Consider the following 24941-nt stretch of genomic DNA (forward strand, 5'->3'; position numbering starts at 1 on the left):
CACCCTCGCAAAGGCTTCATCATGGCGGGTTGTCCGCTACTTGCCTTTCACATCTTTGAAAACGTCCTGATACATCTTCCTCAGCTCCCGCTTGAGGATCTTCCCGGTGGGGCTCACGGGAAGCTCATGCCCCTTGATCAGGATGAATTTCTTGGGGATTTTGTAACCGGCCATGCGGCTCCTGGCATATTCCAGCAACGCGGCTTCCGTTAACCCTTCGGCCTTTGGAACGATCACCGCGGTCACGCCCTCCACCCAGTAGGGATGGGGAACGCCGAAGACGGCGCTCACCAGCACGTCGGGGTGGGTGTTGAGCACGTCCTCCACCTCCAGGCATGACACGTTCTCACCCCCCGTCTTGATCATGTCCTTCAGGCGGTCCACGAAGTAGTAGTTCCCGTCTTCGCCCAGGCGGCCCACGTCGCCCGTATGCAGCCAGCCGTTCCGAAGCGTATCCGCCGTGTTCTTTGCATCCTTGTAGTATTCGGTCATGACCGACGGGCTCCTGAGCACGATTTCTCCCACCTCCCCCGGCGCAACGTCCCGGTCGTGCAGGTCGACGATGCGGATTTCCGCATCCAGCAGGGGGCGGCCGATGATGTTTCCCGCCTCGGGAAGCTTCCCATCGGTGAACCAGGTGATGGTCCCGGTGATGTTGATCTCGGTCTGGCTCCAGTGAACCGCAAAGGTCGCCCCGGGGCAGAGATCCATCCACTTCCGCAGCACGTCCAGGGGCATGGCCCCGCCGAACCAGACGCATTTCTTCAGGGAGCTCAGGTCGTACTTCTCGACGGGAAAGGACAGCAGAGCGGCGAACAGGGTGGGCGGCCAGATCAGGCTCGTGATTTTCTCTTTCTGAATGATCTCAAGGCATTCGACAGGATCGATCCCGTACGTATAGACGACTCCCGCGCCGATCTTCGCAAAGGCGACGGAGATGGAAGAGGCCCCGACGTGAAACAGGGGGATGTTCATCATGATCTTGTCGTGCGCCTCGATCCAGGGCCCCGCGGAGGTAAGAAAGCTGGCCGCCTGCGAAAAGTAGCTGCCGTTGGAAAGCAGGGCGCCCTTGGGCGCCGCCGTGGTGCCGCTGGTGTAAATGATCGAGGCCACGTCCTTCCCGTCGATGAGGACATCCGGCTCGGTGTCGGGATATTGCTCCGAGAAGAGTGTGTCCACGTCGATCCAACCCTCCGGCAACGCGATGCCCGCCAGGTTGATCAACCCGTATTTTTCCACCGTCTTCAGTTCGCCCATGATCGGCCGCACCGCATCCAGCAGCCCGCTCTCCACGAAGAACGCCTTGGCGTCGCAATGGTTGACCTGGTAGACGATCTCCGGGCCGCGCAGCAGGAAATTCACCGGCGCATACCAGATCCCCGATTTGAAGCAGGCCCACATGAGAATGGCCATCTGGTGGCAGTTCTGGGACAAAATGGCCAGGCAGTCGCCCTTCTTCAGGCCCATGTCCTGCAGGCCGTGACAGACGCGATTGGCCGCCGCATCCATCCGGGCATATGTAAAAACCCGGTCGCGAAACATGAACGCGATTCTCTCGGGCGATCGTTTTGCCGTACGCTTCAGGAAGTCGCCCACGGCCTGCCGGTGCAAACGATTCTGACTGAGCTTGTCGTCCTCTTTCATCTGGCTCCTCCCAGAGCAGATCCGTCATTGTGGACGGATGCATTTCATGAGCCGTCCGGGCAAAAAGACCGGATGGATGGCCGATCAGAAGAAAAGCGGGTTGACGCGGACCCTTTCCGAAAGGGAACGACTCGCATGAGGACAGGAAGACATCAGAAGGGCGGACGGCGTATGGGGAATCGGCACAGGGATCGGGATCCGGTTTTTTCCTTCCCAGGGCAACGGTTGTCTCACCGGCAGGATCATCCTAGTACCCTTCCAGCCTGGCGATGATCTCGCACATCACCTCGTCCGCCCCCCCGCCGATGGAGAGAATCCGGCCGTCCCGGTAATACCGGGAGATCAGGGTCTCGTTCATGAAGCCCATGCCGCCGAACATCTGCAGGCACCCGTCGGCAACGCGCCGGAACAGCCGGCCGCCCACCAGTTTCCCCATGGAGACCTCCCGGGTGACATCGAAACCGGCCATCTTCATCCGGACGATGTGGTAGGTCAGGTGCTTCAGGCATTCCGCCTCCGTGACCCAGCCCACCAGCCTGTGCCGGAGGACTTGCCTGCTCAGGAGCGGCTTCCCGAAAACCATGCGCTGCCGGATGTAGTCCACGGTCATGTCGATCATGTCCCGGACGCAGACATACGTTCCGGGGAGGGTCGCAAACCGCTCGTGCTGGAACTGCTTCATCTGGTAGATGAACCCCTCCCCCTCCTCGCCGATGCGGTTTTCCACCGGGATCCGGACATCATCGAAAAACAGCTCCGCCGTATCACTGCTCCTCAGGCCGAGCTTGTCGAGCTTCTTGCTGATGACAAAGCCCGGCAGGTTCGTCGGAACCACGAAAAGACCGAAGGAGTGATAGCCCGGCTCATCGGAGGTCTTCGCCAGCAGCGTCAGGAAGTCCGCCTGGGTGCCGTTGGTGATGTACGTTTTCGACCCGTTCAGCACGTAATGGTCGCCTTTTCTGGCCGCCCTGCTCGTAATGGCGAAGACGTCCGAACCGGCGCCGGGCTCCGTCACGGCAAGGGCCGTCACGACGTCCCCGGCGATGGCCGGTTTCAGGTACTTCTCCTTCAGCCAGGGACTCCCGAACATGTCGATGGACGGGGTGGCCAGGTGGGTCTGGACCACGATGGCGGTCGACACCCCCAGGCCCCGGATATGACCGAGTTCCTCCAGAAACACGGTGTCAAACCAGTAGTCGAGTCCCTGACCTCCATACTGCGGATCGTAGCGGATCCCCAGGAAACCCAGATCCCCCATTTTCTTCAGCAGGGGATGCAGCGGAACGCCCGACTCCTCCCATTCGTCCATGAACGGGTTGATCTCCCGGTCGACGAATCGTCGAACGGATTCCCGAAAAGCTTCATGCGTCTCGTTGAAGTACATGTTCGCCCGCTCCGTTCATTGTCATGACGATTCGCCCTCCTTTTCATGCCGGAGAGTGAACCGGACGAGAGAAATGGCCCCAAACATCCGATGCGCCGCCGATTACACGTCCACCGGCTCGAAACAGGAAAGGTCATGGATATCGGCATTCTTCTCCCCGCTCCACGCCGCCTTGACCCGCACCCCCGGCTTGAGTATCCCGCGGGCTTTCGTCGTGTCCGACCAGTCGATCCCCCCGAGGAAATGAATGAAATCGCAATCCGTTCCATCCAGGCGGATCAGCCCCAGGGCATAGGGAGGCTGCCTCACCTGCCCGAAATGGCTCTTTTTGACCAGGGTCCACGATTTCAGCGTCCCTTCCTGCGAAACGGCCGTCCACTCGTCCAGATCGCCGAAACAATCAGGACAGAAAGACTTGGCCGGCACAAAGACCTTCCCGCAGGCCCCGCACCGGGTTCCGTATATTGTTTCCTCCTTCAGCCCGTCGAAAAACCGCGTCCAGGTGGCCCCCAGGGCCCAGCGATACGGGAGAACGACGGTATTGACGATGGTTCCATATTCCTTTGTCATGGTGTGCAGCCTCCTTTGCCGGTCCGCTTCGTTATGCCGACGAACGGAATACCCGCCATCCTATTCCGGGATGAGCTCGAAGTAATCGATATCGAAAATGTTTCCTTTCTTCTCCCTGCTCCAGACCACCCGGACCCGTCCCCCGGATTTCACCCGTTTCCGGACCGTCTCGAAATCCGACAGGTCGAATCCGGCAATCCGGTGCTGGAGTCCCACGTCCGTTCCGTCCAGGTGCACCTGCACGGCGATGAACGGCGGTTTCAGCGTCTGGCCGTAAAACATCAGGTTGGAGTAGCACCAGGTCTCGATTGTGCCCTGCTGCCCGACCTCCACCCATTCCTCGTTGTCTTCGAAGCACCGCGGGCAGAACGACCGGGGGGGGACAAAGACCCTGCTGCATTTCCCGCACCGGGTCCCCATGATCCTCTCTTCCTTCAGGTTCTCAAAAAAGCGGTGCCAGTTGCGCCCCATGGCCATCTCATAGGGAACGGTCACCTGGGCTTTCATTTCTCTGTATTTTTCCTTCGGTTTTTCATCCGCCATGTCCGAAACCTCCTTGCGCAACCCTCATGCCGATGTGGCAATCATTCGATTTGACTAAAGCTTCGCCCCGACAATGGTCACCCCGTTGAACTGATCGATGCCGCCCATGGCGTGAGACAATGCCAGTTGGGCCCCCTCGATCTGCCGGGCACCGGCCTTGCCGGTCACCTGAAGCGCCGCCTCCGCCAGCCGGATCAGACCCGAGGCGCCGATCGGATTGGTGCACAACACCCCCCCCGACGGATCGCAGGGCAACTCGCCCGTCCTGTTGAATTTTCCCTTCAGGACGTATTCGGGGGCCTCACCCCGGGGACAGAAGCCGAAGCACTCGTAAAAAATCATTTCCTGGTACGTGAACGGGTTGTAGACCTCCGCGACGTCCAGTTCCTTCATGGGATCCCTGATTCCCGCCTGCTCGTAGGCATGCCGGGCCGCCTCGGTGGCACTCGGCCAGATCGACTTGTTGCTCTCCCCGTAGAAGAACTCCTCCCCCCGGAATCCAAGCCCCCGGATCCAGGCCTGTTTTCTGCCTATCTTCTTCGCCGCTTCCTCCGAGGCAAAAACGACCGCACAGGCCCCGTCCGAGGTGGGACACACGTCGAACAGGCGGACCGGGTAGGTGATGATGGGGGCGTTCTTCGCCTCGTCCATGCTGATCTTGATCTTGATATGGGCGTACGGATTCTCCAGGGCGCTGTCGTGATGCGTGACGGAAATGACCGCCGCCGCTTCGTGGGCCTTGTCTTCGGGGATGTTGAACCGGTGCATCCACTCCATGGCCTGCATCGTAAAAACCCCGGGGGCGCCCGCGGAAAAGGGTTTCAGGAACCAGGGATCGGCGACGGTGCTCATGGTGGCCTGGCCGTCCCCTTCGAACATCTTTTCCATCCCCACCACCAGGACAAGATCCGCCATTCCGGAAGCCACCCAGTAAAAACCGCAATGCGCGATGGACTGGCCCGTGCTTCCGCAGCTCTCCACCTTCAGCACGGGCTTCCCCACTTCGCAGAGCGCTTCCGCAAAATAGAGATGGGTATCGGAAATGCCCTCCATCATGGACGGCATCGTCCCCGAAACAACCCCTTCGATGTCCTTCGGCGTGATCCCCGCGTCTTCGAGGGCCAGTTTTACCGCTTCCCTGACCAGGTCCGGATAGCTGACGTCGTTTCGTCGCCCGTGTCTCGTCTGGCCTGTTCCGATAACCGCCACGGCTCTTCCCATGTTCGTCACCTCCTACCCTTCCAGAATAACGACGGAATGGCATTGCCCGGCAAATCCGTGGGTTCCGTGGGCCAATGCCGTCCTGACTTTCTTGTCCACCTGGTGCTCCCCCGCCCGGCCCCGGATCTGCATGGCCGCTTCGATCACGCGGTACAGACCCCGCGACACGTAGGGATTCATGGCCAGCACACCCCCGGAGGGATTGACCGGGAAGGCCCCGTACATCTGCGTTTCACCGCTGTCGATGAGCCTGCCTCCTTCTCCATCCGGACAGAATCCCAGCTTCTCGCACCAGAGCAGTTCCTGAAACGCGTAGGGCTCGCAGATCTCAGCCAGGTCGATTTCCTTTCCCGGCTCGCGGATCCCCGCCATCCGGTAAGCCCTTTCCGCTGCGACGGTCAGTTGACCGTTCAGGAGATCCCTGTCTCCCAGGTTGAAATGGTCCATGGAGGTCCCGAATCCCTTGATCCAGACGGGCTTGTCCGTGAACTTTTCCGCCACCTCACCGGCCGCGAGCAGAACCGACGCCACTCCTTCCGATTTGGGGGCGCACTCCAGGGCCTTCAGCGGGTCGCTGACCGTTTCCGAATTCAGGACGTCCTCGACGGTGAGGCGCTTTTTCACATGGGCATGGGGATTGAAAAGGGCGTTCCCCAGGTTCTTCACGGCGACTTTGGCACACTGCTCCTCCGTAACGCCGAAGCGATGCATGTATTCCCGCATCTGGAAGGCCGCCGCCGTCGTCTCGTTGATCCCCAGCGGGCGCATATAGAAGGGATCGGCGAAAAATCCCGTCAGCGTGTCGTTGTCGGGATTTTCCGAGCCTTTGACAATGGAGGTGACCAGCACCGTGTCAAAATGCCCGGACAGAATGCGCATGGCGGCATAGATGAGGGCGAACATCGAGTCTTCGGCCCGCGTACCCTCGATCATGAAGGCGCCGGAACCGTCCCAGTCGACGGCATTGGCGCAGGACAGGCCGCTGTGAAAGATATCCGAGGAGGCGATCATGACGCATCCCACCTCACTTCTTTTCAGGCCGGCCTTGTCGAGAACCTCCTTGTTGATCCGGTACGTAAAATCCATCAGGTTGTCCCCGGACTCCACACCGGAACTCTGTGCGAACCGGGTTAAGGCCACTTTTCGCATGCGAAAACCTCCTTGGCTTGATTGGAAAAGATTCAGCGGTCCCGTCGCGGCACATCGCGGGGGTCGATCCCGCCGCAGGGTTGAAGCGCGTCCGGAGATGCGCGTGCCCATCCCTCCTCAGCGGCGTTCATCCCTTGCCGCGGGTCTGGAAAAACAGCTTCACGGTCGCCTTCAACGCCTCCTTCTGCGTCATGACGGCCTGATGAGCCGCCTCCCACTCGAGAGCCGTCGCGAGGGACATCTCAAGGCCCGCATCCAGTCCCTCCTTGATCAGCGCCATGACGTCCGGGCACTTCCCGGCCAGCCTCCGGGCGAGGGCGTCCACGACGGCATCCAGTTCGGCCTCCGGCACGGCCCTGTAAATCAGGCCCATGCCTGCAGCCGCCCTGCCGTCGAAGACATCGCCGAGATAGGCCAGTTCCCTGGCCTTGGCCAGCCCCACGAGGCGCGTCAGAAAGTAGTTCCCCGCCGCATCGACAATGATGCCGATGTTGGAGAAATTTTCGCAAAAGACCGCGTCTTCGGCTGCGACGACGAAATCGCACGCCAGGGCGAGGTTGGCGCCGCCGCCGATGGCTGCTCCGCGGACTTTTGCGATGACCGGCTGGGGAATCCCCCGCATGGACAGGATCAGGTCCCTGACCTTTCTCATCCCGTCCAGCCAGGCGGGCGCCGGATGCTCCTCCCGGAACAGGGTGTAATCGGCCCCCGACGAGAAATCACGGCCCATGCCTTCCATGACGACGACGTGGATGTTCCGGTCCCGGCCGATGTTCAGAAAGGCATCCCTCAACCCTTCCACGACTTCCAGGGACCAGGCGTTCTTGACGCGGGGTCTGTTGATCGTCACGGTGCAGATCGCATCCTGCGTCCGTACCAGAATTTCATTCTCGGTCATTCCGGGTCTTCCTTTCTCCTGAGGAAAACGCTCTCCGGCACCGCCGTCTCCGCCCCGGGAGAGCGGGAGCATCATTTCGCGGGCAGTCCCAGCATCTCACGGGCCTGTGCGACGGTGGCCACCTCGCGGTTCATCGTCTCGGCGAGACTCCGGACCCGCGCGACCAGCTGGGCGTTGCTCTTCACCTTCTCGCGCTTGCGGAAGTAGATGTTGTCCTCCATGCCGACGCGGACATGGCCGCCCATCATGATTCCCATGGCATTCATGGGAAGCTGGAACGGTCCGACGCCGATCACGGTGAAGAGCGACCGGGGAGGCAGCTCGTGAATCAGGGAAAGGACATTGGCCGGCGTCGGGAAGGAGGATGTCTGGAAACCCATGACGAACTGAACCATGTATGGAGGATCGATATTGCCCTCCCGGATCAGGTCCTGAAGGACCCAGTACTGTCCCGGATGGTACAGCTCCAGCTCCGGCTTGATCCCCCTCTCCTTCATCGTCTTGCCGTACAGGTTGATGTCGGCGTAACTGGCGGGAAGGCAGCTGTCGAAAAGAAAGCCGTCGCGGGGATTGGGCAGCGGGGGCTTCCTGTCCTTGAGCGGCATCTTCAGGACGAATGGGCCCAGGTTCAGGCTGGCCATATCGGGGGCGGGATCGGCATACAGGCAGCACATCCGCTGCTCCGTCGTCAGCCAGGGTCCGCCGCCGGTTGTGTTGTTGATGATGATGTCCGGGCAACGTTCCCGGATCAGCCGGTTGATCCGCGAATAGTCTTCCGCATTGGACGTGGTCAGCCAGAGATTCTCCGGCACCCTGGCATGGATGTGAACGGAAACCGCACCGGCCCGATAGGCTTCATACACTTGGTCCGCCTGCTCCTCCGCCGTTTCGGGAAGGTTTTCGTTGTACTCCTTTCCCTGAACCCCGCCGGTCACGGCACAGGTGATCATCATGGGCGGCAGGCTGCCCGCCATGGTCCTGGTCATCCATTCATAGGGATTGCGAAAGTCCCACATGTAATCTTCCGGCTTCATGGCTTATCCTCCTCAAGGGCTATCATGCATTCCCCGGTTCACCGGTCTTCCCGTACCATCCGGAACGGAACCGCAACAACCGACGTTCCTTTCCAACAGTGCAATGGTGATACCAAGTGCCCGTATCGATATATAATGTTTATTATTGAATGGTTGCGTGATCACACAGGCCGGTTGCCGATCCCGATTATGCCTATATGTCGGCTTTTGACTATATATAGGCAAAATTTGACTTCTCTTTACGGCACGGATATACAATGGATCCGGACATGTTCAGAAAGGGGTCGGGGCATGGAAAGGACGAGGCAGAGTCTTGAAAGGCTGACCGAGGAAGAAAAGGCCATCCTGTATCGCTTTCTGGCCTTTGCCGATGCATTTTCCGTGGACTGGTTCGTGGGCCGGGAAAACATGCTTCCGTCCCGGTTGTTCTCCGTGGTCACATTCCTCGTTCAGCGCCACTGGATCCGGAAACACGGGTCTGCCGAAGGCCATTACGAGTGGACGGCCACGGCACCGCGGCAGGAAATCCTGAAACTGGTCCCGGCCGAACAGATGTCCCAGTACTACCGCGAAGCCATCGACACCTACGCGAAACACCGCCCCCACGGCGACGATGAGGTTGTTAAAATCGCGAATCTCTGCATGCTGGCGGGAATCGAAGACAAAGACGTTGACGTGATTTATCAGGCCGCCTGCATCGAGGAGAACCGTCACAAAATATCGTCGGCCATCGGACTGTACGACCAACTGCTGGATTTCGTCGAGAAACTGCTGGATCGCGCCCCGGAGGACAAATCAGGAAATCTCCGTGCGATGTTCATCCGGACGGTGGAACGGCGGGCCTCCCTGTCTCCTTTCTATCCGAACCTGAAGAAGCTTTATTCCAGCCTGTGCAGGGCCCTGGAAATCGCCGACGGCACGGGAGACAAAAATTCACAGACTTCCATCCATCTGCTGATGGGGCAGAATTACTGGATGTCTTTTCAATACGGCGAGGCGGAGAAGCACTTCGACAGGGCGTGGCAGTTGATCCGGAAAACGAAGAACAACAGCCTGTTCCGGATGGGTCTGCAGTCTCAGGGGCTGTCCTTCTGGATGCGCGGCAACTTTTCCAGGGCGATCCGCTATTACGAGCGATCGATCGGCATGATCGATTCGCCGGCGGCGGACGACTTTTCGATGCTCGCCTCCCTCCAGCTGGCCCTTTGCTACACCCAGGTGGGCATGCCGCAGAGAGGACTGGGGCTGTCCGAGAGCGTGTACCGCCATGCGGAAAAGACAAGCAACCATCCGCTGGCTGCGTTCGCCCTCTCCACGACGGGCCTGATTCTCCTGGAGATGAAGGAATACAAGAACAGCCACGTATACTTCAGCATGGCCCTGGACATTTCGAAGAAGGAGGCCATCCCCATGGCCGAGATCATCTCCGCGCTCGGCCTCGCAAACATCGAGTGCATCCAGGGCAACGACGACACCGCGGCGCAGTTGTTCAGGATCATCTACAAAATCAGGAAATCAAGCTGGTACCACACCTTCAACATCACGCCCGCCTTCGAGACCGGACTGATGCTGTACCAGAAAGGGTTTCATTTCGCAGAGCTGGCACCCGTCATCGATTACGTCGGCAAAATCACGAAAGAGCAGGTGAACCCGCTTCTGTACGGCATCATCCGCCGGCTGCAGATCCAGTTCCAGGCCCAAAATGATCCCGCCGCCCTGAAAGAAAGAATTGCGAACCTGATCGAACTGGAAAACCACGTCAGGCAGGTCGGCGAAACCTTTGAGCTCGCGAAGATCAGAATCGAAATCGCCCGATTGAATCTCCGCCTCAACCAGTGGCCGGAAGCCGAGAAATACGGGAGGAAGGCATGGGCCTTCCTGAAACCCATCGCCAGATCCGCCTACCCTTCCGATTTGATGCGAGTCATCCCCGATGAAGAGCTTTCCGGAGAGAACCACCTGTTTGACGCGGTCATCGAGATGGGGGAAGCCCTCGGCACCCAGAAGGCCGTCGCCCCCCTGCTGACAGGCATCGTCACCTTCCTCTCCAGGTTGACCGGAGCGGAGCGGGCGGCTCTCTTCGTTCCGGATCGGGACACGCAGGATCTCAGGATGGTGGCGTCCCGAAACCTCGCCCAGGACCAGCTCTCCGACCCGCAATTCAAGATTCCCATGGACATGATGCGCTCAAAAATCGCCGGAGGCGACGGGAAGATCGCTCATTTCAAAACGGAGCATAAAAGCAGGATCGGATTTCACGACGTGATCATCGCCCCCCTGCAGTTGGACCGGAAGATTGTCGGCGTCCTCTATCAGGAAAGCAGATTCTTCTCGTTCAACACGGGCTCCAGCGACATGCGGCTTCTCTCGGCCCTGGTACCCCAGATCGCCGTCGCCATGGACCGTGCCCAGGCTCACCAGGAAATTGCGCGGCTGAACGATGAATTGAACCGGCGGAACCGGTCGCACCAGGAGGAAAAGGCGGATGCCGCCCCACTCCACGGAATCGTCGGCCGCCACCCTTCCATGCTCAAGCTTTACCAGGTGATCAGAAAATTCGCGCCCACGCCGTTGACGGTTACAATCTACGGGGAAACGGGCGTCGGAAAAGAACTGGTTGCCAGGGCCATTCACCTGGAAAGCACCCGAAGCAAGGGGCCCTTCGTCCGGGTAAATTGCGCCGCCCTTTCGGAGAGCCTGATCGAAAGCGAACTCTTCGGTCACGACAAAGGGGCGTTCACGGGGGCCATCAAAACCAAAGCCGGTCGGTTCGAACTGGCCCATAACGGTACGATTTTTCTGGATGAAATATCCGAGATGCCGCTCCAGACACAAAGCAAGCTGCTGAGAGTGATTCAGGAGAAGGAATTCCAGCGCGTCGGAGGCACGGAGACGCTGTACTCCGACTTCCGCCTGATTGCCGCGACCAACAAGGATCTGAAACAGGAAATGAACCGCGGCAATTTCCGGTCCGACCTTTTCTACCGCCTGAACGTGGCCCCTGTCACCCTGATTCCCCTTCGGGAGAGAAGCTCGGACATCCCCCTCCTGGCGACCCACTTCGCCAGACTCTACTGCCAGAAATACGACAAGGTCTTCGAAGGGATTTCAGAGCACGAGATGGAGAAATTCATGTCTTACCCGTGGCCGGGCAACGTGCGCGAGCTTTCCAACATGATCGAGCAGTCCATTTTGTTGCACGGTCCAGGGATCACATTCCCGGAAATACAGAGCGCGGATCCGGTGGTGAATGCGGGCGACATGACGCACCAGAGGCTGGAGGACGTGGAACGGACCCACATCATCGGCATCCTGAAATGCACGAACGGGAAGATCAGCGGTAAGAACAGCGCCTCATCCCTGCTGGGACTGAAAAGGAGCACCTTGATCCACCGGATGAAGAAACTCGGCATTTCCATCGACAGGGTCCTGAAAGCCGATTCCTGATCCGGTCTGCCCCTCCTCGAATCTGCGGGCCGGGGCCTTCTCCGGAGCGGCCGCTGCTCGAATCCCGATATTTGGACGGACGCCGAAAGAGTGCGATCGGCGTCGGATTTTTCTCCGGCGCCGTCGCCGCCCCTTTCCTTCACCTGTAAACGATCCGGATGCCGTACGCCGCTAGTCTGCCGCCTGCATGATCTTCCGGAGTTCCCGCTTGAGCACCTTGCCCACGGCGCTCATGGGCAATGCGTCCATGAACCGGATGATCTTCGGAACCTTGTATGGCGACACCTTCTCCTTCATGAAACCGGCGATCTTCTCCCGCATCGCCTCGTCCCCCGTCCGGCCCGGCTTCAGAACGACGGCGCAGGCCACGATCTCCGAGCCGGGGCGCCTCGGATCCGGCAGGCCGATCGTCGCTGCGATGTCGATGTCCGGATGGCCGATCAGTACGTCGTCCACCTCGCGGGTAAAGACCTTGAAGCCGGATACGCTCACCATGTCCTTCAGGCGATCCACGATGAAGAAGTACCCGTCCTCATCCATCACCGCCACGTCCCCCGTGTAGATCCAGCCATCCCGGAGAGTATTGGCCGTTTCTTCCGGTTTGTTGTGATATCCCCGGGAGAAGACCTGGGGACCCCGGGCCACCAGCTCCCCTGGTTCTCCGACGGCGGCGAGTTTTCCCGTTCCCGGATCGACCAGCTTCACCTCCGTGTCGCTGACGGGCATGCCGACGGACCCGATTTTCTTCACACCGTCCCGGGGCAGGGCCACGAGGATCGGACTGGTCTCCGTCATGCCGCAGACCTCGATCAGCTTTCCCCTGCCGACAATTTCTTCGAACTCCCGGATGTTCTCGGCCGGAAAGGCGGAAGCACCGCTGACGAAGAAATGGACCCCCGAAAAATCAAGCCTCCGGAACTCCTCCAGCTTCATCAGCTCGAGGAAAATGGTGGGGACGTTTACGATGACGGTCGGTTTGTGCGTCTCGATGGCCTTGACGATGTACTGGAGGTCCCGGGGATTGGGAATGGCAATGAGCGTGCTGCCCATCGCCAGGTTCCACATGACGATGAAATTCCCCGCCTGGTGGAACATGGGGAAGGCGGACAGCACGACGTGCTCCCCCATCTGCAGCTGTACCCAGGGATTCAGCTGCACGATGTGGTGGACGATGTTGTTGTTCGTGAGGAGCGCCCCCTTCGGCGGTCCCGTGGTCCCGCCGGTGTACATCATGAGGCAGGGGGCGTTAGGGTCGATCTTCACCTCCACCGGGTCGGCCGGCATGGGTCCGATGGCATCCTTGAAGCTGAGCGTGTCGACCCGGGGAATCGGAGTCACCGGAGAAGCGGGGATGTCCTGGGGCATGTAATCGAAAATGGAGGCGACCACGACGATCTTCACGCCGGTTTTTTCAACGGCCTTGGCGACCACGGGAAACAGCAGATCCACGGTGACAAGGATCTTCGCTCCCGAATCGTTCAACTGGTAGGCAAGCTCCTCCGCGCTCAGGAGCGGGCTCACTCCCGTAAAGACGCAGCCCGCCTTCTGGATGCCGGCGGATCCGATGTAGCTGGCAGGGATGTTGGGGAGATGGGAGCCGACCACATCGCCGGGGCGGCATCCCGCTTCGATCAGAAACCGGGCGAATTGATTGGAGAGCCCGTCCAGTTCGCGGTATGTGATCGCCGTCCCCATGTAATGGACGGCAACCCTGGAGGGGACCTCCCGGAAGGCCTTCTTCAATGCATCGGCATAGGCCAGGGATGGGTATTCGAGCTTCTCCGGAACCGTTTTGTCGTAATGCTTCAGCCAGGGCTTCGCCGCGTACACATCTTCCATGTCACCCTCCTTGATGAATAAAACCGATAGGGGTTTGCAGGAATTGCAGACGCCGTGAACTCTCACTGGCGCAGCAGCCGCGCGTCCAACCGAAATGCCGGTACGATCCGTGTGCCAAAGAACTTCGAAGAGTTGCAATGATAAGGATTTTCCTGCGGCGAGGCAAGGTTTTCTGCCTGCAGGATTCAATTAAAAATGACGGCCGGATGAAGCCCGACCGATTCCGGAATGGCATGAACGGGCCACCCCTCCGCTCTCGCTTCGGGATGGCCCGTCATTGCCGCACATTCAGAAGAGGAATGATGATCCCGTGCCTCCCGCGTCCCGGTCTTCCCCTTCAGGACGCGGCGAGACCCGGCAGTCCAAAACGCCCGTGCCGCATTCGGTCACGGCTGCAGGGCGTCCGACGATCCCCGTGAAGGATCAGGATTTCGCATAGCCCATCTCTTTCGCGGAATCGGTAATGGCATCCAGGACAGAGGGGTCATCGATGGTCGAAGGCACCGCGTATTCCTTGCCATCCACGATCTTGCGCATGGTACTCCGCAGGATCTTGCCCGATCTTGTCTTCGGAAGGGCCTTCACGACCGCCGCCTGCTTGAAGCAGGCCAGCGCCCCGAGCTCCGAGCGCACCATCCGGACGAGCTCTTCCACGATTTCCTCCGGCTTGTGCTCAACGCCCGCCTTCAGCACGACGAAGCCGACGGGAACCTGGCCCTTGAGCTTGTCATCGGCCCCCAGGACCGCGCACTCCGCCACATCCTTGTGCCGGGAGACGATCTCCTCCATGGAGCCCGTGGAAAGGCGGTGCCCCGCCACGTTGATCACGTCGTCGATGCGGCCCATGATGAAGATATAACCGTCCCGGTCGATAAATCCGCCGTCTCCGGTGACGTAATACCCGGGCCTTTCCGTGACGTACTCCAGGAAGCGCCCGTCATCCTGCCAGAGTGTCGGAAGACATCCGGGAGGCAGGGGCAGCTTGATCACCACGGCCCCCTCTTCGCCCCTGGGAAGCTCGTTCCCCTCGGAGTCCAGGATCTGGACATTGTACCCCGGGACGGACTTGGTCGGCGAGCCCGCCTTGACGGGAAACGGCTCGACGCCCATGCAGTTCGCCGCGATGGGCCAACCCGTCTCCGTCTGCCACCAGTGATCGATGACGGGCCGTTTCAGCATGTCGCTGGCCCAGTGATACGTGTCCGGGTCGAGACGCTCCCCCGCCAGGAAGAGATAGCGCAGGGAGGAAATGTCGAATTTTTTCAGGTGCTCGGCATTCGGATCTTCTTTCTTGATCGCCCGGAATGCCGTGGGTGCCGTGAACAGCACGGACACGCCGTGCTGCGAGATCACCCGCCAGAAGGCCCCGGGATCCGGCGTCCCCACCGGCTTCCCCTCGTAGAGAACGGTCGTGCACCCGTGAAGCAGCGGGGCATAAACAATATAGGAGTGGCCGACGACCCAGCCGACGTCGGAGGCCGCCCAGAAGACCTCGCCGGGCTTCACGTCGTAGATGTACTTCATCGACCACTTCAGGGCGACAGCGTACCCGCCGTTGTCCCGGACCACGCCTTTCGGCTTTCCCGTCGTACCCGAGGTATAAAGGATGTACAGGGGGTCCGTCGCCGCGACGGGCGTGCAGGGAACCGCCTTGGCTCCGTCGACCAGGGCGTTCCAGTCCAGGTCCCTGCCCGCGGTCATGGCGGCCTCCACCTGGGGCCGCTGGTAGATGATGCAATTCTGTGGCTTGTGTCCGGCGATCCGGACCGCTTCATCGAGAAGCGGCTTGTAGGGAAGCACCTTGCTGCCTTCGATTCCGCAGGATGCCGAGACGATGACCTTCGGTTTGGCGTCGTCGATGCGGATGGCCAGCTCCGTGGGTGCGAAGCCGCCGAAAACGACGGAGTGCACCGCCCCGATGCGCGCGCAGGCCAGCATGGCCACGACGGCTTCGGGAATCATGGGCATGTAGATGATGACCGTCTCTCCCTTTGCCACGCCCAGGCCGGAGAGAGCGCCGGCAAACTTCGACACCTTTCCCAAGAGCTCCCCGTACGTGATTTTCCGGACCGTGTTTGTGACGGGGCTGTCATAGATGATCGCCGCCTGCTCCCCCCGTCCGGACTCGACATGATGGTCCAGCGCGTTGTAGCAGGTGTTCAGCTCTCCTCCGACAAACCACCGGTAAAAGGGGGCCCGGGTGTCATCGAGAACGCCGTTCCATTTCTTGAACCACTGAATCTCCTGTGCCGCTTTGCCCCAGAACGCTTCGGGCCGCTCAATGGATTCTCCGTAAACCGCTTCATACTTGCTGACTGACATTCCATCTTTCTCCTTCTTTTTTTATATATTTCCAGCGGCGCACGGGAAAAAACCGTCATCTGTGCAACTCTGCATCTCGGGACGCTTCCGTTCCATGCGGCGCCGGAACACTCGCAAGACTCCGTCGGGGCGGTTTCTTTGCAGGGACCGCCCTGACGCCGGCATATCAACGGCCGTTTCTCCAACGTAGCGGCCGTCGCCGCGCCAATACGGAAAAGCGGCCCCTTCCTCCGCGAGCGGAGAAGGGGCTTGCATTCAACCATACAGGGGGGTGAGTCGGGTCAAAATGAAGGAGGGACATTCGGATGCGCTTTGCAGAAGCTCGTGAGAAAGTATGGAATGCCACCATGGACTCCGCCGGAGGTCGGCGGAGTCCACACCTGTTCGTGCCGTCTTCACCCGGTATGTCGAACACGGGATTGTGAAACAGAGTCGGACCCGGCGGATTCCGGGTCCAACGATGGCGTGGATACTACATCATGGCGTATCGATCCGCAAGGACGGACTTCGCTTCCTGGACGATCCGCTCCATGAGTTCGGCTACCGTCGGCTCGTCCTGGATCAGGCCCGTCACCTGACCCATGGGCAGGAGCCCCCCTACCGTATCCCCCCGCTCCGTCGCCGCCAGGATCAGCTTGTAGGCATTGGCGAAATAGGCGAGCTGGCGGGCGCTTTTCCATCCCGAGAGCAGGACACCGAAGAACAGTTTCCAATAAGGGAGTCGCAACTGTCTGGCAATGATCTGTGAGTTGAAAAAGGCGGCCGGCAGGTTCAGTCTCTTTTTCAGCATCGCCCGGGAGATCCTGTTTTCCATGACCCGGCAGGGGATGCCGTCAAAGCGGGTGGAATACAGCGTACTGTAGATGTCCTTTTCAATGGATATCTTCTTGTAGTTTGCATGCAGGGTGCTTTCCCGGGTCGTCATGAAGCGGGTCCCCATGGCAACGGCGGATGCCCCGAGGGACAGGGCGGCCGCCAGTCCGCGTCCGTCGGCAAAACCGCCGGCGGCAACGACGGGAATTTCCAGCATGTCCACCAGGTGGGGGATCAGGACGAGCGAGGTCGCATCCCCGCCGTGACCGGCCGCCTCGTGACCCGTCGCGATGACCCCGTCGGCCCCCTGCTCCTGGGCGCGACGGGCATGAAGATCGTTCACAACGGTGGAGAGCACCTTGCCCCCGTAGGCATGGACCTCGCGAATCAGCCAGTCTCCCTTCCCGAGGGCGTAGTTGATTACGGGAACCCGCTCCTCGATCAGGACGCGGGCATTGTCCCGCGCACCGGGAAGCACCAGCGGGGCATTGGCTCCAAAAGGCTTGTCCGTCAGACTCCGGATTTCCCGGATCGCCTCCCGCGTCTCGTCGGGATTGAAAGGCCCGGTGGCGAGGATCCCCAGGCCGCCGGCATTGGATACGGCGGCGACCATCTTCGGAACACTGATCCAGCTCATGCCGGACAGGATGAGGGGATATTGGATCCCCAGCATCTCCGTGATTTTCGTCTTCATGCTTGGACTTCTCCTGAATATGGAATAGCCCCGGCATCACGCCGGGGCCTTGTCCTGAAACGGATGCCTGTTATTTACTTCCCCTTGAAGACGGGGAACCGCTTCTCTACAAACGCACCGGCCCCCTCCCGGAGGTCTTCCGTCAGGAACAGGTCCCCGACCAGGCCGGCCTCGAACACCAGACCGTCCTCCAGGGACATCTCCACGCCCTGGTTGATGGCCTTCTTGCCGGCCTCCACGGCGAGAGGGGCATTGGAGAGAATCGAGCCGGCCAGTTTCTTCGCCTCGGCCATCAAGTCTTTCGCAGGGACGACCTTTTCCAGAAGCCCCATCTGGAAAGCGTCCTGGGCCGTGAAGAAATCCCCCGACAGCACCATGAGCTTGGCGCGTCCCTTCCCCAGCAGCCGTCCCAGGCGTTGCGTGCCACCGGCGCCGGGAATCAACCCCAGCTTTACCTCGGGAACCCCGATGATGACCGTGTCCGCGGCGATCCGGATATCGCAGGCCGACGCCAGCTCACACCCGCCTCCCAGGGCCAGGCCGTTGATGGCGGCGATGACGACCAGCCGGGACTTCTCGATTTTCGTGAAACAGGCCTGCATTTTTCTCGCGCTGTCAAAGGCAATGTCCTTCCGGCCGAAGACGTCCTTGAATCCCTTGATGTCCGCCCCGGCGACGAAGGCCCGCTCCCCGGCGCCCGTGATGATGGCCACCCCGATGTCCTTCCGGCCTTCCAGCTCGTCGAATACCGCCTCCAGGTCCGCCACCACGGGCATCCCCAGGGCGTTCATCTTCGGATTGTCGATGGTCACGACCGCCAGGCGGCCTTCCACTTCATACCGTACATACTTTCTGTCCACGTTCTTCCTCCTGTCGAGTATTTCACGATCTTGCGGCTGCCGTCACGCACCGCCCTTCCGGATCAGCTCCTGGGCGATGATAAGCTTCTGGATCTGGGTCGTTCCGGCGCCGAATTCGATGCCTTTCATGTCGCGGTACATCCTCTCCACGGGAAACTCGCTGATGAAGCCGTATCCGCCGAGAATCTGCACAGCCTTGTCCACGGTGCGCATCCCCACCTGGGAGCAGAACAGCTTGGCATAGGAGGCCTCCAGGCGGACCCGTCCGCCCTGGTCGGCGGTGGTGGCCGCCCAATAGGCCATGAGCCGGGCCGCGTGGATCTCCGTCGCCATCTCCGCCAGCATCTCCTGGATCATCTGGAAGCTGATGATGGGCAGTCCGAACTGGATCCGTTCCTGGGCGTAGCGGAAGGCGACGTCGAAAGCCCCCTGGGCCACGCCGATGGGGCAGATGGAGTAGACGATCCGCTCCCGGTCCAGGCCGTTCATGAGGACCCGGATGCCGCCGTTTTCCTCCCCGACGAGGTTCTCCGCGGGCACTTCGCAATCCTCGAAAACAAGCTCCCCCGTCGGCGATCCTTTCACGCCCATCTTCTTCAGCGTCTTGCCGCTGGAGAACCCCTTGAACCCTCTCTCGACGATGAAGGCCGAAATGCCCTTCGGGCCCGCATCCGGATTTGTCTTGGCGTACACGAGCACGACATCGCAGACGGGACCGTTGGTGATAAACATCTTTGTTCCGTTCAGGATGTAGCGGTCGCCCTTCCGGACGGCCCGCGTCTTCATGGAAAGGGCGTCCGAGCCGGCCTCCGGTTCGGTGATGGCGATGGCGCCGATCTTTTTGCCCTCGATCAGGTCGGGAAGGTATTTTTTCTTCTGCGCATCGTTTCCGTTGCGGCAGATGTTCTCCGTGCAGAGAATCGCGTGGGAACCGAAGGTGTTCGCCGTGGAGGCGCATCCCCGTCCGAGTTCCTCCATGGCCAGCACACAGGACATGATGCCCTCGCCGCTGCCGCCGTGCTCCTGGGGGATGGAGATGCCGAACAGGCCGAGATCCGCCATGGCCTTGAAATTTTCCGTCGGGAAAATCCCGTCCTGATCCACCTCCGGCGCCCGCGGGATAATCACTTCATCGACGAACTTGTGCAGGGTCGCCTTGAAGATCTTCTGGTCTTCGTTCAACTGGAAATCCATGTTCTTCCATCCTTTCTTCGCCCTGGTCCGGACCGGGACCGGGCATCTATTTTCCCTTGTAGACGGGCACCCGCTTTTCCATGAACGCCATGGCGGCCTCGATCATGTCTTCGGAGGGAACGACGGCGGCGTTCTTCTGGGCGGTGTATTCCAGGCCGGCGTGGATTCCCTTGTCCCTGCTGTACAGGAACACGTCCTTCGTTCCCTGCACGGCCAGGGGCGAATAGGATGCGATCTGCTGCGCCAGGTTCCTCGCCCCCGCGACCACGTCCTGTCGATCCTCGAAAATCCCGGTGATGAACCCCATCTTCAGGGCCTCTTCGGCTCCGAAATCCCGGCCCGTCAGGGCGAGGTCGCGGAACCAGCCGTGGCCGATGATATGGGGAAGCCGCTGCAGGGTTCCCACGTCGGCAATGAAGGCCACCCGCACTTCCCGGATGCTGAAAACGGCGTCCCGGGAGGCGATGCGGATGTCGCATGCGGACAGGAGATCGACTCCACCTCCGAGGCAGTGGCCGTGCACCGCGGCGATGACGGGCTTCCGGCAGCGCTCGATCCAGTCCATGCCCTCCTGGGCCTTGCGTATCGTGAGGCGAAGGTCCTCCCGCTGACCGGCGTTCTTCTGGCCGTAAAACGTTGCCAGCTCACTCAGATCGGTCCCCGATGTAAAACTCTTCCCCTCCGCCCGCATCACCACGACGCGCACGTCGGGATCTTCGTCGAATGCCTTGAAGTGCTTCCCGAGTTCGTCATAAAAATTCAATCCCATGGAATTGCGCTTCTCCGGGCGATCCAGAATCAGCCAGGCAATGTGCCCCTCGCGCTCGACCCGGAAAGGATCTTTTTTCTCCATCGTCCCCCTCCTTGAAGCAGAAAATGCGGTTCCGAACGCAGTCCGTGCAGCAAAAGACATGCCCACCCCACAGGAAGAACGGCGGCCGATCCGCTGCGGAGCGAGAAAGCCTCTGCATTAACGGGGTTTGAGGGGGTGATGGAAACGGGATGATGGATTGCGCGGAGAAGCAGAGCGGGGTCCCGGGCCGGCGACTGGATGAAGACCATCCATTTCCGGTCGGGGCAAGAGGTCCATCCCTACCCAACTTCAATGGAATCAAAGGCATGCCGGTGGATGAAATCGAATCAGCCCACGGTCCGATTTAATCCGGCAGAGACTTGAGAATCCTGCGCAGCCTCTGCCTCGTGATGCCCAGGACGTCCGATGCCTTCGTCCGGTTATTCTTGTGACGGGCCAGAATGCTCTCGGTATAGTTCTTGATAAGCAGATCCAGGGGCATATCCTCGATATATTTGACATTTGACGCTTCCGGGCCGTTGTGCCTCCCCGAGATCTCCAGGGGAACATCCTGCAGGCCGATTTCCGTGTCGTCGCTCAACAGCACGGCCCGCTCGATCACGTTCCGCAGCTCCCGGACATTTCCGGGCCAGGGATAGCGGATCAGGGAATCCATCGCCTCTCTGCTGAACCGGCGGCCGCTTTTTCCCAGCAGACGGCCGTACAGATCCAGGAAATGGTCGGTCAGGAGGGGGATGTCCTCCCTTCGCTCACGCAACGGAGGGATATTGAAGGCGATGACATTCAGGCGGTAGTAAAGGTCTTCCCGGAACCGGCCCTCTTCGACCCGCTTCATCAGGTTCCGGTTCGTCGCGGCAATGATTCGCACATCCACGTTGATCTTCTTGGTCCCGCCCACCCGCTGCAGCTCGCGCTCTTCCAGGAAGCGCAGGAGCTTGATCTGGGTCGCCGGGCTGATTTCTCCGATCTCGTCGAGAAAGAGCGTTCCCTGATCGGCAAGCTCGAAAACCCCCTTCTTCTGCTTGACCGCACCCGTGAAGGCCCCTTTCTCATGCCCGAAAAGCTCACTTTCCAGCACCCCCTCCGAGAGCATGGCGCAGTTCACCGCCACCAGCGGATGATTCGCCCGCTGCCCACTGTAGTGGATGGCGTTGGCGAACAACTCCTTTCCCGTCCCGCTTTCTCCCTGAATGAGGACCGTGGAACGGCTTCCGATGGCCACCCGCTGGCTCATGTCGATGATCGGCTTCATCGTCGGGCTGCAGGTGATGATTTTGCTGAAGCTGTAAAGCTCCTTCTTCGTCGACCGCATGTGGTCGACTTCGGCCTCGACCTTGCGGGACGCCAGGCACCGCGCGACGATGATCTTCAGCTCATCGATGTCGAAGGGCTTGGCGACGTAATCATAGGCCCCGGACTTCATGGCCTCCACGGCCCCCTTGATCCCGCTGTAGGCCGTCATCACGATGATGGGGGTCTTGGCGTCCACCTGTCTGATTTTCTGCAATACCTGAATGCCGTCGATGTCCGGGAGCTTGACATCCAGGAGGATCAGATCCGGGCCGTTTTCCTCGTAGGACAGAAGCGCATCCTTTCCCGTGGCTGCCGTCAGGATGTCATATCCTTCCCGGGAAAGGGCTTTCCGGAGGGATTCGGCAATCAGTTGTGTATCATCGACGATGAGAATGGTTGACTTCATGACGACTCCTGGTCATCGGATGCCTGTCCCGTCGGACAGGGAGTGCCGTTTACGGAAAAAACGACGGGGCCGCGATCTCCCTGACGGCACCGGACAGTCTCTCCGGCTTCACGACCACGACGCCGATATCGTCAAGCCCTCGATCGATCCGGCGGGCAGACTCGCATATGCTCTCCATCATGTCTACCGGTGTTCCGCATTCCCTCATCAGGCCGCCGATGAATGCCGCCGTCGTCCGGCCGGAAGAGCGCGCCAGGGATGCCAGACCGTCGGAAGCGATCAGAAAAAGATCCTCCTCCCGGAACGACGCCTCTTCGGCCTGAAACAGGCTCGCCGTCCGGCCGACCAGGCAGTGGTTGGTCCGGCTGATCTGAGCGACTTCTCCCGTCGACGGCGTGAGCAGAAAGATCAGGCTGTCTCCCGCATGCAGGACGGCATACCGGTTGCCCTCTCCCAGAACCACGGCGGAGAACGTCGTGCCGTCATGGTAGGTCGTCTCGCGAACCAGGAGGTTGGTGGCGGACACCAGGTCCGTGAAGCCGCTGTCGAGGAACGACCAGGCCTTCCCCGGTTTCATCAGATCGGCCATCCCCGCCCGGAACCGCTTCAGGAACGCGGAAGACGCCTCCGGGTTTCGTGCCGGACCGTCGGCAACGGCCACGATGCGCCTTTGCCCGTCAACCAGGACCGCGTCTCCGATCCCTTCCCAGTCCGCCTTGTCCGATCCGGGAATCAGGAGAACCGACAGGATGCCGGGCACGTCGTATTTCACCGGTCCGTTGCCGTTGCGTCCCGCCATTACAGGTTCCGAGCCTCTGCATACCCCTCGGCGATGGCGTCGCTGAATTTCCTGGGTGCTTTTGCGTCACCGACCACGATCACTTCGACGCCCAGGGGCCGAAGCTCTTCCACCAGGCCGTTCACGGACCTGGACCCCACGGCCATCACGACCGTATCCGCCTCGATGCGCTCCTGTCCCGCACCCGTCTCGACGACGACGGCATCATCGAGGATCTCGACCAGCCTAGTCCCGGTGCGAAGCTCCACCCCGTGCCGCTTCAGGCTCTGCATGAGCACCCAGCGGGTCGAGGGTCCCACGTTGGCCCCGATGCGGTCCACCATGTCGATCACGGTGATCCGGCGGCCGTTGCAGACCCCCAGAGATTGCAGCTTCTCCGTGGTTTCCGCGCCGTGGCAGGCAAGAAACATGAATGTCTCCGGGTCCGGCAACCCGTCCGTGGCGATCCATTCCGCCGTCTCGCAACCGACCGCGTTTCCGCCGACAACGACGACCCGTTTCCCGATGCGGGCAACATCCCCCCGGAGCACGTCCCAGGCATCCGCGACGTGGGGTTTGTCCATGCCCGGAACGCGGATGGCGATCGGCTCCGCCCCGGTGGCCACGACCACGACGTCGGGCTGTTCCCGCTTCACGTCCTCGGCCGTCAGGGAACGGCCGAACCGGATTTCCACGTTCGTCCGCCCGAGCCGCCTCGCCATGCCGTCCCGGATGTGGAGAAGTTCCTCCTTGGACGGCGGACCCGCAGCAACCGGGATCTGGCCTCCCAGGCTCTCTTCCTTTTCGAAAATCGTAACGGCATGGCCGCGCCCTGAAGCAGTCAATGCAAACTGCATCCCCGCAGGGCCGCCTCCGGCGACAAACACCTTCTTCCGTTGCGGGGATTTCGCAGCCGGCGGTTCTCCCTCGTGCCCGACGGTCGGATTCACGGCGCAGAAAATCCCCCTGCCGAGGAAGATGCTGTCGAAGCAGCCCTGGTTGCAGGAGACGCAGCGGATGATCTCGTCGAACCGGCCCTCCCGGACCTTGCGGGGCAGATCCGGATCGGCGATCAGCGGCCGCCCCCAGCAGATCATGTCGGCCGCCCCCGACCGGAGGACCCGCTCCGCAACATCGGGGTCGCCCAGGCGGTTGGAGGCGAACACGGGTACGGAGACTTTTTCACGGATGCCCCGGGCCAGGTAAGCGTAAGCACCGGGGGGAACGCCCTGCGTCAGCTGGGGAACGAGCGTCTCATGCCAGCCGCCCGTCACGTTGACCGCGTCAACACCCGCCTTCTCAGCCTCTGCGCAAAAAAGGGCCGATTCGGCGTTCGTATTGCTGCCCTCCATGAAGTCGTTCCCGGCCACCCGGATGCCCAGGGCGATATCGGGACCGACGGCCGTCCGCACCCGGCGGATCAGCTCCAGGCCGAAGCGCATCCGGTTCTCCCAGGATCCGCCGTAGCCGTCGGTGCGGAGGTTCGTCAGCGGGGACAGGAACTGGCTGACCAGGTATCCCGTGCAGGCGATGATCTCGACGAAATCAAATCCCGCAGCAACGGCCCGCTCGGCCGCGCGGGCAAAGGAAACCTGGACGCGGTCGATGTCCTCCTCCGTCATGGCCTTGGGAACGTCCCCGGTGAGCCGGCTCCGCACGGCGGAAGGCGCCAGGGGCGGCTCTCCCGTAAAGAGCCGGGTCGGGGCATTTCTTCCCATGTGGAAGAGCTGAACGCCGATCTTCGCCTTCGTATCCCTGTGCAGCTCGGCATTGAGCGCCGAGAGGATCTTCATGTTCCTGTCGTCGAACAGGCCGGGCATGACCGGAGCCCCGCCATAGAGATCGACCGCCAGGGGACCGACGATCATCAGTCCCACGCCCCCGTGGGCCCGGGTCCTGTAAAACGCGGAATACCGGTCGCTGAACGTGTAATCGTCCGTGTAATGAAGGCCCATGGCAGGCATCACCGCGCGATTTTCCACGGCCAGCCGATTGATCCGGATGGGCTCGAACAGCCGGATGTGTTTCATGACGGAAT

At 60.8% G+C, this 24941-nt stretch carries 18 protein-coding genes; 1 reads left to right on the forward strand and 17 read right to left on the reverse strand.

The genetic code is table 11. The annotated features are described in order from the left end of the window. Positions 1 to 36: 36 nt before the first annotated feature. From HPY65_12205 to HPY65_12240, 8 genes are all read right to left on the reverse strand, one after another. Positions 37 to 1644 (reverse strand): AMP-binding protein, encoded by a 1608-nt coding sequence (locus HPY65_12205; protein NPU85234.1) that lies wholly within the window; start codon positions 1642 to 1644, stop codon positions 37 to 39. A gap of 247 nt (positions 1645 to 1891) precedes the next feature. Further along, positions 1892 to 3028 carry an acyl-CoA dehydrogenase gene (locus HPY65_12210; GenBank protein NPU85235.1) on the reverse strand — a complete coding sequence of 379 codons (1137 nt, stop codon included), beginning with the start codon at positions 3026 to 3028 and terminating at the stop codon, positions 1892 to 1894. 102 nt (positions 3029 to 3130) lie between these two features. After that, positions 3131 to 3598: a Zn-ribbon domain-containing OB-fold protein gene (locus tag HPY65_12215; GenBank protein NPU85236.1), complete on the reverse strand. Its 468-nt coding sequence runs from the start codon at positions 3596 to 3598 to the stop codon at positions 3131 to 3133. Positions 3599 to 3658: 60 nt separating this feature from the next. Then, positions 3659 to 4141 carry a Zn-ribbon domain-containing OB-fold protein gene (locus tag HPY65_12220; protein ID NPU85237.1) on the reverse strand — a complete coding sequence of 161 codons (483 nt, stop codon included), beginning with the start codon at positions 4139 to 4141 and terminating at the stop codon, positions 3659 to 3661. 54 nt (positions 4142 to 4195) lie between these two features. Further along, positions 4196 to 5362, reverse strand: coding sequence for a thiolase domain-containing protein (locus tag HPY65_12225; GenBank protein NPU85238.1), 1167 nt, complete (start codon positions 5360 to 5362; stop codon positions 4196 to 4198). A gap of 12 nt (positions 5363 to 5374) precedes the next feature. Further along, positions 5375 to 6511, reverse strand: a complete 1137-nt coding sequence (locus tag HPY65_12230; GenBank protein NPU85239.1) for a thiolase family protein — start codon at positions 6509 to 6511, stop codon at positions 5375 to 5377. Positions 6512 to 6638: 127 nt separating this feature from the next. Continuing rightward, complete coding sequence (locus HPY65_12235; GenBank protein NPU85240.1) at positions 6639 to 7409, reverse strand: enoyl-CoA hydratase; 771 nt, start codon at positions 7407 to 7409, stop codon at positions 6639 to 6641. A 71-nt stretch (positions 7410 to 7480) separates the two neighbouring features. Then, positions 7481 to 8443: a 3-keto-5-aminohexanoate cleavage protein gene (locus tag HPY65_12240; GenBank protein NPU85241.1), complete on the reverse strand. Its 963-nt coding sequence runs from the start codon at positions 8441 to 8443 to the stop codon at positions 7481 to 7483. Positions 8444 to 8734: 291 nt separating this feature from the next. On the opposite strand from HPY65_12240, the gene HPY65_12245 reads away from it, so the two are divergent. Further along, positions 8735 to 11890, forward strand: a complete 3156-nt coding sequence (locus tag HPY65_12245; GenBank protein NPU85242.1) for a sigma 54-interacting transcriptional regulator — start codon at positions 8735 to 8737, stop codon at positions 11888 to 11890. A gap of 171 nt (positions 11891 to 12061) precedes the next feature. Here the strand turns inward: HPY65_12245 and HPY65_12250 are convergent, their stop codons facing one another. The 9 genes from HPY65_12250 to HPY65_12290 form a co-directional block, all read right to left on the reverse strand. Next, positions 12062 to 13729, reverse strand: a complete 1668-nt coding sequence (locus HPY65_12250) for an AMP-binding protein (GenBank protein ID NPU85243.1) — start codon at positions 13727 to 13729, stop codon at positions 12062 to 12064. A gap of 423 nt (positions 13730 to 14152) precedes the next feature. After that, positions 14153 to 16051 (reverse strand): propionyl-CoA synthetase, encoded by a 1899-nt coding sequence (locus tag HPY65_12255; GenBank protein ID NPU85244.1) that lies wholly within the window; start codon positions 16049 to 16051, stop codon positions 14153 to 14155. A gap of 472 nt (positions 16052 to 16523) precedes the next feature. Then, entirely contained in the window at positions 16524 to 17558 is a 1035-nt protein-coding gene (locus HPY65_12260) for a nitronate monooxygenase (GenBank protein NPU85245.1), read from the reverse strand. A 74-nt stretch (positions 17559 to 17632) separates the two neighbouring features. Beyond that, positions 17633 to 18349, reverse strand: a complete 717-nt coding sequence (locus HPY65_12265) for a crotonase (protein NPU85246.1) — start codon at positions 18347 to 18349, stop codon at positions 17633 to 17635. A 111-nt stretch (positions 18350 to 18460) separates the two neighbouring features. After that, entirely contained in the window at positions 18461 to 19612 is a 1152-nt protein-coding gene (locus HPY65_12270; GenBank protein ID NPU85247.1) for an isovaleryl-CoA dehydrogenase, read from the reverse strand. 46 nt (positions 19613 to 19658) lie between these two features. Further along, entirely contained in the window at positions 19659 to 20465 is an 807-nt protein-coding gene (locus HPY65_12275; GenBank protein NPU85248.1) for a crotonase/enoyl-CoA hydratase family protein, read from the reverse strand. Between the two features lie 304 nt (positions 20466 to 20769). After that, positions 20770 to 22125 (reverse strand): sigma-54-dependent Fis family transcriptional regulator, encoded by a 1356-nt coding sequence (locus HPY65_12280; protein ID NPU85249.1) that lies wholly within the window; start codon positions 22123 to 22125, stop codon positions 20770 to 20772. Between the two features lie 49 nt (positions 22126 to 22174). Then, on the reverse strand, positions 22175 to 22924 hold the full coding sequence (locus HPY65_12285) for a SpoIIE family protein phosphatase (protein ID NPU85250.1): 750 nt from the start codon (positions 22922 to 22924) through the stop codon (positions 22175 to 22177). Continuing rightward, a complete protein-coding gene (locus HPY65_12290) occupies positions 22924 to 24933 on the reverse strand; it encodes an FAD-dependent oxidoreductase (GenBank protein NPU85251.1) in 2010 nt (669 codons plus the stop codon). Before HPY65_12290 ends, HPY65_12285 begins: the two co-directional genes overlap by 1 nt. Positions 24934 to 24941: the final 8 nt, after the last annotated feature.

Source organism: Syntrophaceae bacterium (genome assembly GCA_013177825.1).
Lineage (GTDB): Bacteria > Desulfobacterota > Syntrophia > Syntrophales > PHBD01 > PHBD01.

What these genes read in the sequence shown, in the direction of transcription:
- HPY65_12205 (NPU85234.1), bottom strand. Translation starts at nt 1,644, where the DNA reads ATGAAAGAGGACGACAAGCTCAGTCAGAATCGTTTGCACCGGCAGGCC.
- HPY65_12210 (NPU85235.1), bottom strand. Translation starts at nt 3,028, where the DNA reads ATGTACTTCAACGAGACGCATGAAGCTTTTCGGGAATCCGTTCGACGA.
- HPY65_12215 (NPU85236.1), bottom strand. Translation starts at nt 3,598, where the DNA reads ATGACAAAGGAATATGGAACCATCGTCAATACCGTCGTTCTCCCGTAT.
- HPY65_12220 (NPU85237.1), bottom strand. Translation starts at nt 4,141, where the DNA reads ATGGCGGATGAAAAACCGAAGGAAAAATACAGAGAAATGAAAGCCCAG.
- HPY65_12225 (NPU85238.1), bottom strand. Translation starts at nt 5,362, where the DNA reads ATGGGAAGAGCCGTGGCGGTTATCGGAACAGGCCAGACGAGACACGGG.
- HPY65_12230 (NPU85239.1), bottom strand. Translation starts at nt 6,511, where the DNA reads ATGCGAAAAGTGGCCTTAACCCGGTTCGCACAGAGTTCCGGTGTGGAG.
- HPY65_12235 (NPU85240.1), bottom strand. Translation starts at nt 7,409, where the DNA reads ATGACCGAGAATGAAATTCTGGTACGGACGCAGGATGCGATCTGCACC.
- HPY65_12240 (NPU85241.1), bottom strand. Translation starts at nt 8,443, where the DNA reads ATGAAGCCGGAAGATTACATGTGGGACTTTCGCAATCCCTATGAATGG.
- HPY65_12245 (NPU85242.1), top strand. Translation starts at nt 8,735, where the DNA reads ATGGAAAGGACGAGGCAGAGTCTTGAAAGGCTGACCGAGGAAGAAAAG.
- HPY65_12250 (NPU85243.1), bottom strand. Translation starts at nt 13,729, where the DNA reads ATGGAAGATGTGTACGCGGCGAAGCCCTGGCTGAAGCATTACGACAAA.
- HPY65_12255 (NPU85244.1), bottom strand. Translation starts at nt 16,051, where the DNA reads ATGTCAGTCAGCAAGTATGAAGCGGTTTACGGAGAATCCATTGAGCGG.
- HPY65_12260 (NPU85245.1), bottom strand. Translation starts at nt 17,558, where the DNA reads ATGAAGACGAAAATCACGGAGATGCTGGGGATCCAATATCCCCTCATC.
- HPY65_12265 (NPU85246.1), bottom strand. Translation starts at nt 18,349, where the DNA reads ATGAACGCCCTGGGGATGCCCGTGGTGGCGGACCTGGAGGCGGTATTC.
- HPY65_12270 (NPU85247.1), bottom strand. Translation starts at nt 19,612, where the DNA reads ATGGATTTCCAGTTGAACGAAGACCAGAAGATCTTCAAGGCGACCCTG.
- HPY65_12275 (NPU85248.1), bottom strand. Translation starts at nt 20,465, where the DNA reads ATGGAGAAAAAAGATCCTTTCCGGGTCGAGCGCGAGGGGCACATTGCC.
- HPY65_12280 (NPU85249.1), bottom strand. Translation starts at nt 22,125, where the DNA reads ATGAAGTCAACCATTCTCATCGTCGATGATACACAACTGATTGCCGAA.
- HPY65_12285 (NPU85250.1), bottom strand. Translation starts at nt 22,924, where the DNA reads ATGGCGGGACGCAACGGCAACGGACCGGTGAAATACGACGTGCCCGGC.
- HPY65_12290 (NPU85251.1), bottom strand. Translation starts at nt 24,933, where the DNA reads ATGAAACACATCCGGCTGTTCGAGCCCATCCGGATCAATCGGCTGGCC.